Consider the following 18,925-nt stretch of genomic DNA (forward strand, 5'->3'; position numbering starts at 1 on the left):
TTGAGATGCTTTGAGTTTTTTATAAATTGTCTATAAAACTTGTCCTAGTTTATTAAAAAAGTTTCATTCATTTTTTATTTCCCTTGCACATAGGAATAAAAAAATCATAGGTTGCCCTATGACTTATAAATTAACTATTTTTCAATTTTAATTTTAACACTTGGTCCCATTGACGCTGAAACTGTTAAGTTTAACATATATGTCCCTTTAACAGCTGCAGGTTTTAATCTTTTAATTAATGAGATTAATGTTTGTGCATTTTCTACTAATGCTTCAGTTGACATACTTGCTTTTCCGATTAATGAGTGTACAATACCAGCTTTGTCTGTACGGTAGTTAGCTTTACCTTTTTTAAGTTCTTCAACAGCTTTTTCAGGTGTTGGAGTAACTGTACCTGTTTTAGGGTTTGGCATAAGACCTTTAGGCCCTAATTTTTTACCATATTTTCCTAATAAAGGCATCATAGCTGGGTCAGCTACCATAACATCGAAATCAAATTGATCTTCTTTAATTCTTTGTTCTAATGCTTGTGCATCAACAACAATATCTGCACCAGCTTCTTGTGCAGCTTTTTGTTTTTCAACATTGTTTGTAGCTACTAAAACTCTGATTGATTTACCTGTTCCGTTTGGAAGTAATACAGCCCCACGTAATTGTTGGTCTGCTTTACGAACATCTAAGTTTAAGTTGAAAGCTAAATCGATTGAAGCATCAAATTTTGCGTAAGAAGTTTTTTTAGCAAGCTCAATAGCTTCAGCTAAATCGTAAGCAACTGTTCTGTCAAATGCAGCTCTAGCAGCTTTTAAATTTTTAGAAACTCTTTTAGCCATAATTATTCTGCTCCTTCTTCTTCGTTGTGTTCGTGTGAAATAACGTTAACTTCGATTCTTTCACCTTTTGTTGCAACAAGTTCTTCAGCTTCTTTGTTTAATTCAGCTTCTCTAGCTTCAGCTTTTGCTTCTGCTTTAGCTGCAGCAGCAGCTTCTTTTTTAGCTTTAAAAATGTCGTCGTATCCTTCAACTAAAACACCCATTTGTTTAGCTGTACCAGCAATTGTAGCCATAGCAGCGTAAACATCATCTGTGTTTAAGTCAGGTAATTTGTATTCAGCGATTTCTCTTAATTGGTCTTTTGAGATTGTAGCAACGATTGTTGTTTTAGCGTTTGAAGCACCTGATTGAATTTTTGCAGCTTGCTTAATTTTGTATGAAGCAGGAGCTGTGAATAATTTGAATTCGAATGATTTGTCTTTGTAAACTGTAATTTGTACTGGAACTGGTTCGTCCCCTCTATCTCTTGTAGCATCGTTAAAAGCTTTTGTAAATTCTGGCATGTTAACACCAACTCCAGCAAGAGCTGGACCTGGTTTAGCTTTACCAGCAGGGAATTGCAACTTAGCAATACGTTGAATTTCTTTTTTTGCCATAAACTCTGTATCCTTTCGATATGGTGGTCAAACGATATTTCTTATATCTCCCACATTAATTTGGCAATATTGTGTATATTGCTTTTTTATTATAATAAAAAAAATCATTTTTGATAATGATTTTAATGTGATTGATTTTTAGACTTTTAGCACTGTGTGTATGGCTTAAATGTTTTTAATTTTATCTCTTAGATTCTGTGTTTTTTTAGAAAGATTTTCATAATCATCTGATAGACGTTCTAAATATTTTTTAATGTTTTCTCCATTAAATTCTGCTTCATTAACTAATTCAATTGCTTTCTCAAGTCATCTTAAGTTTTTCTTAAGAATTTCTAACAAGTCCTCATTTGCAATTGATTTAGAAATTTTATCAAGTATTACAATGTTATCAATTTGTCTAAATAAATTAATTTTATTGAGTGTCTGCATTCTTTTTTTATCAAATGATTTTAATTCAGTTGTTATTACATTTTTAGCTTTTATCCTATGATTAAGAGTTTTTGAATTTTTGTAAATAAAATCAATTCGCTGAATATCATCTGAATTATAAATTCTTAATTCATTTAATATTGTTGTGATTTCTGCATTATTAAGAAAATTCTTATTCTTTTTCTTATATTGTGCTTCAAAAAGAGCGAAACCAACTAAAGAGGCAATTAAGCCAGGATCTGACTCATCAGTAATCTTGCGAATTGATTTTTTCTTAAGAATTTCTATTGTATTTTTAAAGTAGCTTTTATCTTCATAACCTTTAGACATTCACTTTAATGAAATTTCTTGTTTAGATGTAAATTTATCCTTAAAAATATTTGCATTATGACAAATTGTTTGGTTGCCTAAAACTGTTTTTATGATTGTATTTTCTAAAACGGGATTTCAGCCATAAAACACAAACTTCTCATTAATATTATTAACAGTTAAATCTTTGACCTTCATTCCATTTAATTTAGCTATATCAGCTAACAATTTAATTCTGAATTTTTTGAAGTATTCTTTTTTGTCGTAATTTCTAAAGTTAATAACATTTGTTTTTATTTGCATTTCTTGGTTTTTATCATTATTTGGATATTTCCCAATTGTGTATGCAAATGGAATTGAATGAAACTTCGATGTCTTTAATTCATCATAAATAAGAGCGTGTCTTCTATCTATTGCTTCGAAGTCAATGTATATTTCTATTTTCTTATTCATTTTTACCTAGTTTTTAAAGAATGCTTAATTACTTCGATAAAGTTATCTAATTGCAATGATGCCTTACCAACTAAAAATCCATTGATATTTGGTTGTGCGCATAATTGTTCAATATTTTGACTTGTAACACTTCCTCCATATTGAACAATAACTTTGTTATCTAGCAATTGCGAAATGAAGCCACAAATTTCATTAGCAAATTCAGGAGTGGCTGAATGACCTGTTCCTGTAGCTCAAATCGGCTCATAAGCAATGATGAATTTATCTAAATCAAGACCTTTAGTTGTTTCTAAAACTTGTTGCTTAATAATTTCTTTAGTTTTATTGTTTTTATAATCTTCTAAACTTTCACCAACACAAATTAAAGGTGTAATCCCGTGTTCAATAGCAATTTTAGCCTTAACATTAACTCTTTCGTTAGTTTCAAAGTGATGTAATCTTCTTTCGTTGTGTCCCAAAATAACGTATCTAACGTTTAAATCATTTAGCATAAGAGCACTAACTTCACCTGTGAATGCACCGAATTGATGAATAGACATATTTTGAGCAACTGGTAGTACAAATTTACTTATAGCGCTTGTGAATGCAGGTAAACTTGGATAAGGCGCTGCAATTCCGACTTTAATGCTTTTAGGAATGTTTAATTCTTTGAACGATAAAACTAAATCATCTAAATAACTCAATGTTTGAGTATAAGTTTTATTCATTTTTCAGTTTCCGATTATTAAAAAATCTTTCATATTTACCTCTTTTATTTATTTTATTTTATTTTATTTAAAGAAAATAAAAAGAAATCAATAATTAAATTATTGATTACTCTTCATCTGTTCATTCAAATTGGAAACCGTAAATAGAAACAGTGTCACCATATTTAACACCTTTTCTAATTAACTCTTCTCAAACACCCATTTTCTTTAAGATATTGTTAAATCTAACAAGGTTGTCAAATGTGTTGATTGGAATACGGTTGTATAATTCTTCAACTTTTTTACCTGAAACTTCGTAGTATCCGTGATATGGATTTGTAACGACAAAATCAGGTTCATACTCAATAACTTTTTCCTCTTCTTCTTTTTCTTCAATTGGTTGAGCTTTGTTATTGATAATTAAGTCTCATAATTTAGCTTTAACTTCTTCTAAGTTTTCACGTTTGATTGCAGAAATTGAAACAACTTCAACATCCGGATATTTAGCTTTGAATTCTTTTAAGTGTGTTTTGAAAGCTGGTAAATCTTCTTTGTTAGCAATTACTAATTGTGGCTTTTGCTCTAATTTTAAATTGTATGACTTAAGTTCATTGTTAATAACTTCATAATCTTCAATAGGATTTTTTTCTTCTGAACCAAAGTCAATAATGTGAGCTATAACTCTGCAACGTTCAATGTGTTTTAAGAATTGAATTCCTAAACCTTTACCTAATGCAGCACCTTTGATTAATCCAGGTAAGTCGGCAACTGTAAATGAATCGTCAAAATATTTAACCATTCCTAATTGTGGCACAAGAGTTGTGAATTCGTATTCAGCAACTTTAGCTTTTGCATTTGAAACAGCATTTAAGAATGTTGACTTTCCTGCCGATGGCTTACCTACAACACCAACATCTGAAAGAATTTTTAACACAATGTGTGCTTCAAATTTTTCCCCAGGTAATCCATTTTCAGAAATTCTTGGAGCTGTATTTTTAGCCGTTTTGAATTTAGTGTTACCTCTACCACCTTTACCACCAGAAGCTATTAAATATGGCTTATGTGGTTCAATAATATCAGCAACTAAACGTTTACCATCATAAACCAATGTTCCAACAGGCACCTTAACGTATGTGTCTTCTGCATTGGCTCCATAAAGGTTTTTAGGACCACCTTTAACTCCATCTTTTGCAACAATACGTTTGTTTTGGTAGAAAGTTAAAAGAGTATTTTTACCTAAGTCACCTACAAAGTAAACATTTCCTCCTCTTCCTCCATCTCCACCGTCTGGACCACCTTTATCAACGTGTGCCTCTCTACGGAATGAAACCATACCATTTCCACCACGTCCAGCTTGAATTGATACATAAACTTCATCTATAAATTTAGCCATATTTTCCTCCTTTATGGTAATTAATTCAAATTAATGTAATTATATTCTAAAAATATAATTAAGTTATGCAAATGCATTTGTTTTTGTTAAAAAAACAAACTCACGTTTGTGAGTTTGAAATTTTAAAGATAATCATTTACTCCAGCGAATGTTTGCTCATCTGGATTGTTAACATTTCAGTAACCTGTATCAATTCTCTTTTGAATTTTTCTTTGTTTGTGACCTTCTAACATTGCTCATACTCAAGAACAAATGAAGATTGATGAGTAAACTCCAATTGAAATTCCAAATAACATAACAATGTTAAATGACATATTTGTAGCATTGTTAAAGCATAATAGAACTAAAATAGCTAGAATTGTTGTTCCAGATGTATATAAACTTCTCTTGAATGTTTGTGCAATTGAGTGGTTAACAATTGACTTGATATCATCTTTTTTAAGAATTTTTCCATTGAATTTAGTTTTAATTGTTTCACGTATCTTATCAAATGTAACAACAGTATCATTGATACTTAAACCTAAAATTGATAACATAGCTGCAACTATGATTGTTGAAACTTGTAATCTTGTAATTACAATGAAAGCAATAACCATTAAGAAGTCGTGAACTAAACCAATAATTGCTGCAATTGAGTAAGTTCAGGACATTCTGAATAATAAGTAAACAATAATTCCTACAAAGCTGATTACAGTAGCTAAAACTGCATTTAATACTAATTTGTTAGCTTCACTTGTTGAAATTGTGTAACTGATAATTTCAACGTTTGCATTATTGCTTAAAATATCAGCTCTAATTTTTTCGACAACATCTGCTGATAATGATTGACTTGTTTTAATCATTACAACATATTCATTTCCTGAAGCACTTGCTTTTGAGAAAGAAACTATTTGGTCAACATTTTCAATATTGTATTTTGCAGCATTATCTGCGATTACTTTTTTAATAGATTCAGCATCTTCTAATGTGATAGCAGAACCAATCGATGGTTGAACAGTTATATTTGTTCCTCCAGCAAATTCAAGTGATTTATTAAATCCTCCTCAAATATTGTGTTCAGATGCTGAAAGTGAAATGAACACAATCAATCCAATAAGAACAAATACCACAGAACCAAGTGCAAATCATTTTGATTGTTTCAAGTAATCAAAGTTTTCAATCATTGCACCAAGCTTAGTTTTATGGTTAATGTATCTTTTTCTAATACCTAACATATAAAGCTTGTCATTGAACATACCTGTTCCAACTAACATTGACGCTAAAAATCTTGAAAAGACCAACATAATTAACAATGTACATAAAACAGATAATACAAGTGTAATGCTGAATCCTTTCACATCTTTTGTACCAAAGTAGAATAGGATAAATCCGACAATTAAAGTTGTAACGTTTGCATCGATAATTGATGACATACTTAGCTTATTAGCATTCCTGAAGGACTTCTTGAGCGAGTCTCCTGTGTAAACTTGTTGTTTTAGTCTTTCAAAAGTAATAACGTTTGCATCGACACTAATACCAATTCCAATAATCAAGGCAGCTAATGTAGCCGGTGAATATTCTCCTCTTAATACTGTGAAGATTAGTAGTGTTAAGAAAATATAAAGAGCAATTGAGATTGTTGATAACGCACCAAGTAATCCATAGTTAACTAACATAAATATTGAAATTAAACTGAAGATAACAATTCCAGCAATCATTGCATAGTTAAATGATGAATTGTTTAAATCGGGTTGCACGTAAACATTTGATAATACTTCTAACTCATAATCACTTAAACCAAAGTTAATTTGGTTAGCTAAGTGTTGTGCTTCTTGAGCTGTGAAATTACCTGATATTTGTACGCTTTCACCATTTAATGGTTCATTAACTGAAGCGTTTGAAATCATATAAGCAGTTGCATTAAATTCAAACTCTTTTAAAGCATTTTCAACTCTTCTAGGGTAACCGGTTGAATTATCAATTGAGTAAGCTTGGTTTGTAACGTGAATAAAGTTTCATAAATTATGTCCTGATTGATCTCAATCTTCAGGGAACTCATTTTGTGCAATTGATAATAATTTTTCAATATTTAATCACATTAAAACACGTTTGTCTTGTTGGCTTGAAACATATTCAGTTGCTTTTGTTCATTCAACTTGACTATCTGGTCTAAGTTTTAGACTAACTGAGTTTTTACCATTTGATGTATTTGCTTGTGATGTTGCAGAATCTTGTAAAAATGGTGGAATTCATTTTGAAGCAGGTATATCTGTAGGAGAACCATCCACTCCAATAGGCTCACCAACTTTAAATGAACCTTCATAGAATAATGGTCTTAACTGTCCATCAGTAATTGTCAATAATGGTTTATCAACAATTTCATTTTGGAAAAGAATTCTCTCTGAATCCGTTAATTGACCTGATTTAGTGATTCTTATTTTTCCATCACCTTCAGAACTAACTGTAATTCCATTTAAACCGGTACTATTAAGTCTGTTATATAACGATGTGTTAACAAGATTTGTAAGTTGATTGTCTGCGTTCTTTTTATCTTTTTGAACTTGGACTAAAACTTCAATTCCTCCACCATACTCAATAGATTTATTTACATTTTTACCAATGTAAAATAAACTACCAAAAACAATAGCTAAGATTGTTGAAATAATTGTGATAGTGCTTATCACAATTCTCTTTCAATTGCTTAACTTAAAAAATCCTGATATTCTGCTTCTTAATTTCATAATTAGTATTAATTCTACCAAAAATATGCTTTATTTTTTATCTATAAGATAAAAAGAAATTAAAACTAAATTGACAAGTTTTGTCTTAGTAAATAATCTATTCCTAAAGACGTTATTTTTCTTCCTCTAGAAGTTTTTTGCACTAATTTTAAGAGCAATAAGATTGGTTCTATTTCATTGACTATATCGTATTTGTTATGTAAGGTTAAACCGACAATAGTGTCTAATGAAACTGATTTTTCTTCAAATCCATCTTTTAAAATTTGAAGATATTCAATATGATCCTTTGTTAAACCATATTCATATAGGTCAAGATATTTAAAGGTTTTCTTAATAATTTGCTTTGTAATTTCACCTTTTTCTGAAGAAAGTGCAAAGTCTAAAACTCTATAAATTAAGTGATTTGCTAACCTAGGTGTATTTCTTGAATAGGAAGCAATGTACTTAATTAGTTCGTCATCTAAATTTAAATTTAACTTTGAACAAGTGATTTTTAAGATTTTGCAAATATCTTTTAATGTGTAATTAACTAATCTTCCAATGTAACCAAACCTATCTTTAAGAGGTTGTGAAATTTCATTTAATTTTGTAGTTGCTCCAATTAATGTGAATGGTTTTAACTTCATTCTGATCGGTCTAGAATTTCCATCTACACCTATGATTAAGTCAAAAACAAAATCTTCCATTGCAGAATAAAGAAATTCAACAACATTTTTATTAATGCTGTGAATTTCATCAATAAACACAATATCATTTTCATTTACAACTGATAAAACACTAATTAAATCAGCTTTCTTTTCAATGTTTGTGCCTTGTACAAAGTGAATTTTGGTACCTTTTTGGTTAGCTATGATAGTTGCTAAAGTTGTTTTACCCATACCAGGCATTCCATAAAATAAAATGTGATCTAAAGGCTTATTTTGAACTTTAGAACTCTGTATCATTGCTAAAAGTGTTTGTTTTAATTTATCTTGACCAATGAATTTTTCAAAACTATGCGGTCTTAAATCTATTGTCTTCATCTTTTTGAGTCGCTATAAATTTAATGCTTTCTTCTACCATATCTTCAAGTGATTGATTTAATTTAACATTTTTAACTGCACTTTCAATTTGACCTTTGGTAAATCCTAAAACTAATAATGATTTATATAACTCATCTTTCAGTTGTAATTTTTCAGCTTTTTTAGCATCTCCATTTGTTAATATTTTTGCTCATTTGTTACCTAATTCAAAACAAATTAAGTTAGCCATTCTTTCAGTAACAAATGGAATTGATGCTAATTATTCAACTTTGTGATCAACAATTAAGTGAGCTACATATTCTCATCCTTTTTCAAGAATGCTCATTGCAATTTTAGCCCCTACTTTTTCTATACCAATAAGGTCTATAAATAATAACCTTTCCTTAAATTCTTTGAACCCATAAGTGTGTGTCATATAATCTGTTCTGTATTCAAATAAATAGAGTTTTGTCTTTTGCCCAACTTCTCATCTTTTGTCGTCAGCAACAGTTACTATGTATCCATCTCCTTTTGATTCTAAAATAATGTTTGATTTGTTTTTATAAACTATTTCTCCGATTGAATATAATTTCATTTTTTGTCCTCCACTTATTTAGTAAAAACTCTCAAAAAGGAACAAAAAAAGAACAGTTACCTGTTCTAGTTTATAAATTTAATTAAATTATTAGTTGTTACGATCTAATAAAGCTTTGTACCCTTGTACTTTTTTACCTTTATAAAATCCACAGAATTTACATACAACATGTTGTTCAATTTTGTTTGAACATTGCTTGCAATTTACAAGGTTAGGTAATTCTAATGCTGAATGACTGTTTCTTTTGTGTTTACGTTGTTTTGACGTTTTACGTTTTGGAACAATGGCCATTGTTACCTCCTTTTTAATATTTTGACTAGTCTAAAAGCTTTTATATTATAGTATAAAAGGTAAAAAATAATAGTCCATTTTTAGATTTTTTAGTGATATTTTATAATGTAAAAAAATAAGTAGCAAAGCTACTTTTAATTATTTGATAAGTGAAACTTCTGTTGAAGAATCTAATTTTTTAACCACTTGATCAAGTGTGATTAATTCTTTTTTCAATAGCACTGATGTAACGATTGGAAGGATTACTGCACATAAGAAACCTATAATTTGTAAAATCATATGTTTTCTAAATAGTGATGCATATTTTGAATCTAATTTTTTATTTGCAATTAATGCAAAAATAGATTTTCTAATATCTAACATAAATACTATGCAAATTACATTAAGAATTCCAAATATAAGTATCAATGTTACTAATCATCATTGAGACATAAGTGCACTCAAATCTAAAAGTGAAATTACAACATTTGATTAAGTAGTTGATTTTTTGTAATTTGTAAGTGCCGTTAAAAATACAAAGTATGAAAAACCTGAAATAAGCACAAATATAGAAATGACTAAAATTGCTATGTTGAATTTAGCTAATTTTGGTTTGAGTTCTTTAATAATGCTTAACATAATATGTTCCTTTCAGGTTACTAAACATATTTAGTAACCAAGTATTTTTCAAATCATATATAAGTAGTTATATTTATTAGCATTCTAAAAACTCATATATTTATATTATAATAATTTTATTCATGAAAAGTTTTATTGCAAGAAAAAAGAACATTGTAGGAATTGTGGCTGAATACAACCCATTTCACAACGGTCATATTTATCAAATAAATTGAATTAAAGAAAATATTCCTAATGCTTATATTGTTGTTGGAATGACAAACAAATACACTCAACGTGGAGAATTCCCTATTGCATCATTCAGACAAAGAGCTAAAATAGCAAAAAAATATGGAGTTGATAAAGTTATTAAGTTTAATGATGAAAAATCAATTCAAGCAGCTCATATTTTTGCATCAAATGCTGTAAAACAGCTTGCTAAACATAAAATAAAATACTTAGTTTTCGGTTCTGAAACAAATGATATTGATTTGTTTTATAAAATCGCAACAACTATAAAAGATAATATTGATGAATACAATAAGAAAATTAAGTTCTATTTAAAGCAAAATGGAACAGGATTTCCTAGAGCAGCTTCCCAAGCTTTATCTGATTTAATAGGAGTAAGCATAACTTTACCTAATGATATTTTAGGAATAGAGTATGTTAAAGAAATTGTTAATTCAAATTTAGATATTAAAGCAATTTCAATCCAAAGAACAATTCCATTTCATTCAGATGAAACTATGTCTAATTTTGCAAGCGCTTCAAAAATTAGAAGTATGATTAAAAACAATCAAGATGTTTCTATGTTCACACCTATGAGACTAGTTTATAAGCCCAAAAACGATATTGCAAGTACTTATAAAAAGTTTAAGAAAATAGTAAATAAAAAAACACCTCAACAATTAGCTTCAATTAAAATGATTGATGAGGGTATGGAAAATTTATTTAAAAAACAAGTTAATTTAAATGATGATTATTACTCATTTATTGATTCATGTGTATCGAAAAGATACACAGCAAGCAGAATAAAAAGAGCATACCTTAGTATATTCTTGAATATTAAAAAAGATTAATTTAATAAATATAAAACCCTCAAGGTTCTAATTTCTTCTTATTAAATTTTTTGAACAAGAATTTAATTCTTACATAACCATTTGTTTTATTAATAATTACATTATGTGTAACATTGTTGCACATAATTTTTTTTCAAATTAACTTTTTAGTCTTAAATGTAGAGACAGAAATCTTTTTAAGTTTTGGATTGTATTTTAGAATCTTGTATCTTTTGAAAATTGAAGAGTTGAATAAATCAAAAAATCTATCTTCTCAATTAATAATTGAATTTAAATTATTTTCATTGTTATTGAATGACTTAAATGGAATTTGATATCCAAATAATTTAGGTGATATTAACAATAAATTTAAAATGTTTGATAATGATTCTGTTTTGTAAATTAAAACATCATTAAACTTATTGATGAATGAATTAGGATCGAATATGAAGTTTAAATTATTTTTAGCAAAAACAACTTTGTCATAGTCTCCAATGTTTCTTACTTTATGTGTATCCAACTTAGTAAACACATCATAATTGTTGAATAGTTTACATACTTTTAAAGCTTTTTCGTAGTACTTTTCATATAAAGTAATCTGAGTTACGGTTACAGCTAAATTGTCAATTGCTTTTTTGATTAATTGAATATGAGGTTTATGAATATTATTTTGCTTATCATTAAGAAAATCAAATAAACCTGAAATGACAACACTAGAAATTTCATATTCAATTTCAAGTCACTTGTAAATTTTTTCAAAATCTTTATGTAACTGATTATCTGAATTTGCAAGAGATTCTAAATCCATCATTTGTGTGTTCAATAAATCAACATACTTTGTCTCATCTGGTGATGTTTCATTATTCAATTTTTTTTGAACATCGAAACCATTATGTCTGCTCAATAATTCTGCAAACGAAGTTATATTATCAAACTTAATAATTCCTTGAATTTCAACATTTAATTTCTTTAAATTAGAAACAAAACTTTTCAAATTATCTATTTTCTGTAAGAAAATTTGCTCTGTATTTGTTTTTGATGATAATAAATCAAAGTTATATAGAGAATATAAATCAGGTAGAACAATAACAAATTTTTCATCAATGTTTGAAGTAATCACTTTTAGCAATTGCTCATAGTAATTTTGAATAACTTCAATATTTTGTGATTTAACAATTTGAGAATCCAAGTAAATAAATGTTTTATTTATTTTTGGCGAAATTTTGGATCATAAACATTTCGAAAATATCATATGAATCAACTCCTGAAGTTTTTAATAATTTATCTGTTTTAGCTAATTGTTCAATTATTTTTTGCACTCTATCAAAACCAAATCTTTTTAAAATCATCACATGAACAAAAACTCTTTTTTCATTCATATTTAAAGCTTGTGAAATTTCAGAGATATTAAGTCCTAAACTTTGATATCAGTAAATTCTATTTACTAATGTAAACGTTGAAACAAAGTTTGCAAACAATAATATAACAGGTGTGTTTTCGTTTTTCTTTTGCTCAAAGATCTTATACATAGCTTGAAAATCATCTCTTGAAATAGCATTAGAAAATTGAAAAGGATCATCTGATGGGTAAGGTGCAATGGTTTGTTCAATTATATCTTCTGTAATCGTTTTGTTTAATAAGCACAACTTATTAATTTCATTATTAATAATTTTTCAGTCATTAGGTAATTTTTGTAAAAATACCAATGCAGTTGTTTTATCTATAACAATATTATTTCTCGCAAATTCACTTATAACATAGTCTGCAAGCTGTGTCGGCAATAATGCATCTATTTTTTTAGGTTTTTCGCATAGTCTTAATGCATCGTCGCTTATAACTCTTTTATTTATTATTTCTGTTTTGTAAATTAAATAAACACTAATATTTGAATCAACTGATTTTAATAAATTTAATAAATACTCATTTTTAGAATTATCTTTAGATTTTGCAGGTTTGCTAAAACTAATATTCTCGAGGATGATTAGTTTTTTAGAAGAAAATAAACCATTGCTTAACAAAATTTCATTTAATGTATCAAACGAGCTTAAATATGAGTTGTTGTCAAAAATAAAAACATCTCTTTCAAGAACAGCTTTTTCCTCAGATTTAATTATTGACTTAATGTATTCTAAATCAGTTCCATAATATAGCTTCATATCATTCCTTTAAATTCAAATATTAAAATTATTATACAAAGATATTCAAATATTCTATTAGCTCTTTATTACTGTACGAGTACTAAAAAGGTATAAAAAAATAGCACAAAGTGCAGTAAGTTGGTGCCTTAGACAGGATTCGAACCTGCACGGATTTCTCCAGTGGATTTTGAGTCCACGGTGTCTGCCATTCCACCACTAAGGCATATTATTTATTATATCAATTTTTAATCATCTAAAAATAAAACAAACTGAATAATCAGTTTGTTAAATTTACTATTAAATCAGAAAGTGATAAATAATAAGAATTGCAAAAACAAAATTTCTTACTTAAGGTATTTTATAATTCAGGATTGAAATAACGATAAGAATTTCTTATCTTTTTCATCTTTTGTAAAAATCAATTAAAAAGATAATTAACATTTTACATACTTATAATAAGTACACTCCTTTAATATCGGAAATTTAACTTTTTGAAAATATTCATTTAGTAAAAGGGTATAAAAATGCACATAGGTTTAAAGCTATGTGCAAGGATTATTAGGCATAAATAATAATTGTGAAGATAATTGATAAAAGTAAATAAATTGAAAAGTTAAATACAAACGGAAACTTAGATGGTGCAGGTTTGTCTATTTGTCTTTTTTTAGTTTTTTCCTTTGTGTGGAGATAAGCTCTCTTTTCTTCATTAGACATAGACTTGAGTCTTCTTTGTTCTTTAGCATCTTGTAGATTAGTTCAAGACATCTTGAATTTTTCAATACTTTTTTCTAAAAAACCAAGTTTGAAAATAATACATAATAAAGCCACTAAACAAGTAACATAAGCTGGAATTGAAAAACCGTTTATGAGTATGTTGTAATGGTATTTTTCCTCAGCTAATAATGCATTATTTTTTCCTAAATATGCAGCAACTATCACAAAATATATAACTAGAAAAGCTAGTGATATTAAATAAAATCTAAGTGTTACAAATTCAAATTTTAATTTATTTAAACTTCTATATATTAACTTTTTCATTAATTGTATTTACCTTCTTTTCATTTTTTAGCTTGTTCATCAGTTGCATAAATATAATGTTTATTTTTCTCAACTGTATGAATTGTTGGAATATTAGGGAATTGTTGTTCATCTAAATATGATAATTCAAACTTAACATCTTGGAATTTTTCATTAGCATTTGAAATTTTAGGTATTGCTTTGAATAAATTAAGTGTGTAAGGGTGAATTGGTTTTGCATAGATTTCTTCAGTTTGCCCTGATTCAACAATTTTACCTAAATGCATGATCTGAACTCTGTCAGCGACATATTCAATCATTGATAAATCGTGTGCTATAAAAATCATAGCAATATTTTTTTGTTTACATAAATCTTTTAAAAGGTTCACAACTTGAGCTTGGATAGAAATATCAAGTGAAGCAATCGGTTCATCAGCAACAATTACTTTAGGTTCTGTAATTAATGCTCTTGCTATAACTATTCTTTGTCTTTGACCACCACTAAACTCGTGTGGATAACGGTAAGCAAATTGTTTTAGTAACCCAACATCTTCTAAAGACTTGTAAATTATATTTCTTACATATAAGTTACCTACTCTTAAGAAACGATATGGAGCAATTAATAATTTAACAAAATTAGCACATCATCTGTTTTGAAGTCACATATCTAAACTTGAAATTCCCATAAGCAATCTAATATCACTTAAGTTTGCATTTAAATATTTTGTTTCAATTTTGAACGATTCAATTCCATTTAATCTATCTGAAACATTTGTTTTATAGATATTTAAATCAATTTGTCTTTGTTTAATTAAAGCATTATTTCTAGATACTTTAGGCTCTTTGAGTAGTGGTTCAATTAAGTTTTCTTTGTAAAACTTGATAAAGTTAGTGTGATTTTTCTTGAAGTTTTCGAAAATCACATTGTCTTTACTTCTTAACTCTTGTTGGAATTTTAATGCTTCATCAATTTCTGCTCTAATGTCATAAATTCTATTTGAGTATTCTTGTAAGTATTTGGCAAGTTCGGAATTAAAGACTTCTTGCTTTTGTTTAAGTTCTTCTTTTGCAACTTTGATTTGATCACTTACATCTTGAGGATCCTTAAAGAATTCTACAAACATTCTAAAGAATGTTTTATTTTTCGTTTTTTTAGCTTCTTTATAGTTTTGACGTAACTTAGAACCTAAATGCTGTGATCTTTGAATGAATTTTGAAAGATCAAAATTGTATTCTTTTGAAACTATGTTTTGAAGTTCTTTGATTGATGTTTTAAATCTTGTATCCACATTTAATTTTGTATAAAAATCCTGTGAGTAAGCTCTAAATTCATCTGAGAGCTCAACTAAATCTTCAAATGATAAAAATTTAAGCAAACGATAATTTTGTTTTAACTGCCTATATAAGCTATAGTTAATTAAATAAAGTTTGTATTCGTGAAAATATAAGTCTAAAAATGTTGTGCTTCTTGCATCATTTTTGTGCATTGTGTATTCGTTTTTAACTTCTGCTAAAAAGTTTTTAATTGATGTTTTTGAAATTGACACAGTATCCTTGAAATTCACTTTTTGCTCTTTGTAGTAGGCTTTTTGGTCATTGTATAAATCTTTTAATCCAAAGTACTCTGGGCTAAAACTTGCAAGTTGTTTAACTTTTTTGTATTTAAGTTTAGCTTCCTCAAGATCAATTTCATCTAAGTCGATTTTTCTATGTCTAAAGTCAGATTGTTTTTGCTCAAATAATTGAATTAACTTCTCATTATTTTTATAAAGGTTGTTAATAACTTGAGAGTTAATTTTTGTTCTCTCTTCTAAATATGCAAAATATGAGTTAAATTGATCATCAATATTGTTTTCAATATCAAATTGAATGTTTTCAGATAACTTTTCTCATTTTTTAATTAATGGGATGTGAAGTTTGTTAATTATTTTTAGGTTTTCGAGTCTTAACAATAATTCTTGTTCTAAAAATGTGTATCTGAAGTTATTTGTGACATCTTTTCAATCTTTTTTAATGTTTTTAATTTTATTTTTAATTATTCCATTAACAATTAATGGTTCTTTTAAAATACTGAAAATTGTATTTTGTCCATTAAGCGATGCCATTGGGTCTTGGAAAATCATTTGGATGTTTTTGTGCATAAATTTCTTACGTTTTTTAGAAATTCTTTTTCCTGAAATGATTTTTCCATCTAATCTAACAAAACCGTTGTAGTCATTATATAAACGTAATAATGAACGTCCGATCGTTGTCTTACCTGAACCTGATTCACCTATGAGACCTACTATTTCACCTTCTTTTAAATCAAAAGAAACATCATCAACAGCTTTGTTAACATTGTTTTTGTTAACAAAGTATTTTTTAAGATTAATAATTTCTAATATTGTTTTTTTACTCATTAAACACCTTCTTAAAACTTTCTAATCTAGCTTGTAATTCTTTTGATAATTCAACTTTTGGAGCATCTGGATGTAATAATCAAGTAGCTGCTCAATGTGTTGGTGAAACTTCAAATAAAGGAGGTTCTTTAAGAAAATCAATTTCTAATGCATATTGGTTTCTCGGTGCAAATGCATCTCCTAAAGGTAAGTTATTCATATCAGGTGGTGTTCCACTGATTGAATATAATCTGTCTTCTCTATTTTCAGGAATAGCTGAAATTAAAGCTCACGTGTAAGGGTGTTTTGGTTCTGTGAAAACATCCTTTTTCGTTCCTTTCTCAACTATTTTTCCTGCGTACATTACATAAATGTAGTCGCAGAATTTAGCAACAACTGAAATGTTGTGTGAGATTAAGATAATTGTAATATTGAATTCTTGTCTAATATTTTCAAATAATGATAACACGGAAGCTTGAACTGTAGGGTCAAGTGCTGTTGTAGGTTCATCAGCAATAATTAAACTTGGTTTAAGTGCAACAACCATTGTAATAACAACACGTTGTTTCATACCACCACTAAGTGTGTGTGGATACATATCAAAAACAGCTTCAGCTTGACGAATTCCAAAACGCTTAAGTAGCGAAATTAAGTATTCTCTTTTTTCTAAGTATGTTGATTTTTTTCATTCAGGATTTTTGTTAAGTGCATCTAATAATTGTTTACCAATTTTTCTAGTTGGGTTAAGTGATGTAAGTGGGTCTTGAGGAATGTAACCGATTTTATGTCCTCTAATTGTCTCTCAGAATTTATCTTTTTCGCTACTGAGTAAGTTAATTCCATCAATTTCCATTTTATCAGCTGTAATAAATGAATTCTCATTTATGTTGAGTAATGATTTAGATGTAACTGATTTTCCTGAACCAGATTCGCCTACAATACCTATGATTTCACCTTTTTTGATTTTTAAATCGACACCACGTACGATAGTGATAAATTTATTTCTTCTTAATTTAAATGAGACTTTAAGGTTTTTAACATCTAATAATAAATCTTTGTTTTCCATAAATTTACCTCCTATCTTGTTTTAATAACTTTTGGATCAAGAGCATCGTGAACTCCTAATGCGACAAAGTGAAGTGAAACTGAAATTAATAATAAGATTGATGCAGGTAAGATTAAGATAAATGCGTTATCTCCTGCTTGTGATGCTGCGTTAGATAAAATCGTTCCTAAGTTAGCACTATCTGATTTGAAGAATCCTAAGAATGCAAGTGATGAAATTTGCATAATAATTGATGGAATAGATGCAACGAAGCTTGTTGAAATTTTTCCAATGATTGCAGGTAATGCGTGTTTGTAAATTAATCTAGCTTTTGACGCACCGATTGATTGTGAAGCTGTAATGTATTCTTGATCTTTAACAGTAATTATGAACATTCTTGTACTTCCAACCGATCTAACTCAACCGATAAATACAAGTGCTATTCCTAAAGTTAAGTTTGATGTACCGAATGTAGCAGCAAAGATTAATAATCAAATCATTGTTGGTGGTGCCATAAAAATATCAATAAGTCTCATTATTGTTGTATCAATTCAAGTTCCAACATGGAAACCTAAATAAGCACCAATTGCAACCCCGATAATTGTTTGAATTGTAGCAACTATTAAAGCTAATTTAATTGCTTCTCAAGTTCCAACTCAAGACTGTGTTCATATATCAACTCCAGCTTGGTTTGTCCCTAAGTAAGTAGATAATGAAAATTGTGGATTGTGATTTAAGATAGCCTGAATGTATTCTCTAGCTTTTTCAGCTGAAACTGATGGGTCAATTTGTGATTTTTCTAAAGCAATACCGATATTTTGAACTTTGTTAAACACGTAAGCATTAACTAAAACTTTGTTTGTTGAATCTGAGATATCAACAATTTTAATTGCATTAGCAGGATTATTTTCACCAAAGTAAATAAAGTCTCTTCATAAAACTCCACCATAATAATCTCTACTTGCTCAAGTATTAATTAATGTCTCATAGTTATCAATGTGACCTTGAGCAGGATATCAAGGACTGCTCATTGGTGGTAGCCCTATGATGTTACTTGTTGATGAATCAATGTATTTACCAACTTGCATTGTTTGTGGGTCAATTGTTCAAATTCCAACCGAATTATAAAGTGGTTTTGTAGCTGAATACTTTGCAGTTTCAGTTACAAAAATTGAAATTACTAAGATAGTTATAAATACAAATAATGCAGCAACTGCAACTCAGTTTGTAAAGAAACGCTTAATTATTTCAACTAAAAGTTTTTTAGGCTTACCAGCGATTGAATTAAGCGTACTATCATCTTTAGGAGCAAATTGTGAAATTGCTGGACGAATGCTATCTAAAGATAATTTATATTTCTTTTCGAATTCTCTTGCGTTCATATTCGCT

At 28.3% G+C, this 18,925-nt stretch carries 19 protein-coding genes and 1 tRNA gene; 1 reads left to right on the forward strand and 19 read right to left on the reverse strand.

Annotated features, from left to right (window positions below; genetic code table 4):
* Window positions 1–134: 134 nt before the first annotated feature.
* The 12 genes from rplA to VBM86_RS01780 form a co-directional block, all read right to left on the reverse strand.
* Window positions 135–830, reverse strand: a complete 696-nt coding sequence (rplA, locus tag VBM86_RS01725; RefSeq protein ID WP_257088879.1) for a 50S ribosomal protein L1 — start codon at window positions 828–830, stop codon at window positions 135–137.
* A gap of 2 nt (window positions 831–832) precedes the next feature.
* On the reverse strand, window positions 833–1,426 hold the full coding sequence (gene rplK, locus VBM86_RS01730; protein WP_323189659.1) for a 50S ribosomal protein L11: 594 nt from the start codon (window positions 1,424–1,426) through the stop codon (window positions 833–835).
* 165 nt (window positions 1,427–1,591) lie between these two features.
* Complete coding sequence (locus tag VBM86_RS01735; protein ID WP_323189660.1) at window positions 1,592–2,617, reverse strand: hypothetical protein; 1,026 nt, start codon at window positions 2,615–2,617, stop codon at window positions 1,592–1,594.
* Window positions 2,618–2,619: 2 nt separating this feature from the next.
* Window positions 2,620–3,357 carry a triose-phosphate isomerase gene (tpiA, locus tag VBM86_RS01740; protein ID WP_323189661.1) on the reverse strand — a complete coding sequence of 246 codons (738 nt, stop codon included), beginning with the start codon at window positions 3,355–3,357 and terminating at the stop codon, window positions 2,620–2,622.
* A gap of 73 nt (window positions 3,358–3,430) precedes the next feature.
* Window positions 3,431–4,696: a GTPase ObgE gene (gene obgE / locus VBM86_RS01745; protein WP_323189662.1), complete on the reverse strand. Its 1,266-nt coding sequence runs from the start codon at window positions 4,694–4,696 to the stop codon at window positions 3,431–3,433.
* 122 nt (window positions 4,697–4,818) lie between these two features.
* Window positions 4,819–7,416 carry a protein translocase subunit SecDF gene (gene secDF, locus VBM86_RS01750; protein WP_323189663.1) on the reverse strand — a complete coding sequence of 866 codons (2,598 nt, stop codon included), beginning with the start codon at window positions 7,414–7,416 and terminating at the stop codon, window positions 4,819–4,821.
* A 65-nt stretch (window positions 7,417–7,481) separates the two neighbouring features.
* Window positions 7,482–8,438, reverse strand: a complete 957-nt coding sequence (gene ruvB, locus VBM86_RS01755) for a Holliday junction branch migration DNA helicase RuvB (RefSeq protein WP_323189664.1) — start codon at window positions 8,436–8,438, stop codon at window positions 7,482–7,484.
* Entirely contained in the window at window positions 8,410–8,667 is a 258-nt protein-coding gene (locus VBM86_RS01760) for a hypothetical protein (RefSeq protein WP_323189665.1), read from the reverse strand. Before VBM86_RS01760 ends, ruvB begins: the two co-directional genes overlap by 29 nt.
* A gap of 30 nt (window positions 8,668–8,697) precedes the next feature.
* Window positions 8,698–9,012, reverse strand: a complete 315-nt coding sequence (locus tag VBM86_RS01765; RefSeq protein WP_323189666.1) for a hypothetical protein — start codon at window positions 9,010–9,012, stop codon at window positions 8,698–8,700.
* A 90-nt stretch (window positions 9,013–9,102) separates the two neighbouring features.
* The gene (rpmF, locus tag VBM86_RS01770) at window positions 9,103–9,303 is read right to left on the reverse strand and encodes a 50S ribosomal protein L32 (protein ID WP_257088893.1); all 201 of its coding nucleotides are present in this window, start codon (window positions 9,301–9,303) and stop codon (window positions 9,103–9,105) included.
* 138 nt (window positions 9,304–9,441) lie between these two features.
* Window positions 9,442–9,666 (reverse strand): hypothetical protein, encoded by a 225-nt coding sequence (locus VBM86_RS01775; RefSeq protein ID WP_323189667.1) that lies wholly within the window; start codon window positions 9,664–9,666, stop codon window positions 9,442–9,444.
* A 108-nt stretch (window positions 9,667–9,774) separates the two neighbouring features.
* Complete coding sequence (locus VBM86_RS01780) at window positions 9,775–9,921, reverse strand: hypothetical protein (protein ID WP_323189668.1); 147 nt, start codon at window positions 9,919–9,921, stop codon at window positions 9,775–9,777.
* A 122-nt stretch (window positions 9,922–10,043) separates the two neighbouring features.
* On the opposite strand from VBM86_RS01780, the gene VBM86_RS01785 reads away from it, so the two are divergent.
* Complete coding sequence (locus tag VBM86_RS01785) at window positions 10,044–10,979, forward strand: nucleotidyltransferase (RefSeq protein ID WP_323189669.1); 936 nt, start codon at window positions 10,044–10,046, stop codon at window positions 10,977–10,979.
* Between the two features lies 1 nt (window position 10,980).
* Here VBM86_RS01785 and VBM86_RS01790 read toward each other — a convergent pair whose 3' ends face one another.
* From VBM86_RS01790 to VBM86_RS01820, 7 genes are all read right to left on the reverse strand, one after another.
* Window positions 10,981–12,210 (reverse strand): hypothetical protein, encoded by a 1,230-nt coding sequence (locus VBM86_RS01790; RefSeq protein ID WP_323189670.1) that lies wholly within the window; start codon window positions 12,208–12,210, stop codon window positions 10,981–10,983.
* Complete coding sequence (holA, locus tag VBM86_RS01795) at window positions 12,161–13,114, reverse strand: DNA polymerase III subunit delta (RefSeq protein WP_323189671.1); 954 nt, start codon at window positions 13,112–13,114, stop codon at window positions 12,161–12,163. Before holA ends, VBM86_RS01790 begins: the two co-directional genes overlap by 50 nt.
* A 121-nt stretch (window positions 13,115–13,235) precedes the next feature.
* A tRNA-Leu gene (locus tag VBM86_RS01800) sits at window positions 13,236–13,319 on the reverse strand.
* Window positions 13,320–13,654: 335 nt separating this feature from the next.
* A complete protein-coding gene (locus tag VBM86_RS01805; RefSeq protein WP_323189672.1) occupies window positions 13,655–14,134 on the reverse strand; it encodes a DUF3899 domain-containing protein in 480 nt (159 codons plus the stop codon).
* On the reverse strand, window positions 14,134–16,512 hold the full coding sequence (locus tag VBM86_RS01810; protein ID WP_323189673.1) for an ATP-binding cassette domain-containing protein: 2,379 nt from the start codon (window positions 16,510–16,512) through the stop codon (window positions 14,134–14,136). Before VBM86_RS01810 ends, VBM86_RS01805 begins: the two co-directional genes overlap by 1 nt.
* The gene (locus VBM86_RS01815; RefSeq protein ID WP_323177343.1) at window positions 16,505–17,557 is read right to left on the reverse strand and encodes an ABC transporter ATP-binding protein; all 1,053 of its coding nucleotides are present in this window, start codon (window positions 17,555–17,557) and stop codon (window positions 16,505–16,507) included. The genes VBM86_RS01810 and VBM86_RS01815 overlap by 8 nt, the downstream gene beginning before the upstream one ends.
* 11 nt (window positions 17,558–17,568) lie before the next feature.
* Window positions 17,569–18,918: an ABC transporter permease gene (locus VBM86_RS01820; protein WP_323189674.1), complete on the reverse strand. Its 1,350-nt coding sequence runs from the start codon at window positions 18,916–18,918 to the stop codon at window positions 17,569–17,571.
* Window positions 18,919–18,925: the final 7 nt, after the last annotated feature.

This window comes from Mycoplasma sp. 21DD0573 (assembly GCF_034863425.1).
In the GTDB taxonomy this organism is placed as follows: Bacteria; Bacillota_I; Bacilli_A; order Mycoplasmatales; family Metamycoplasmataceae; genus Mycoplasmopsis.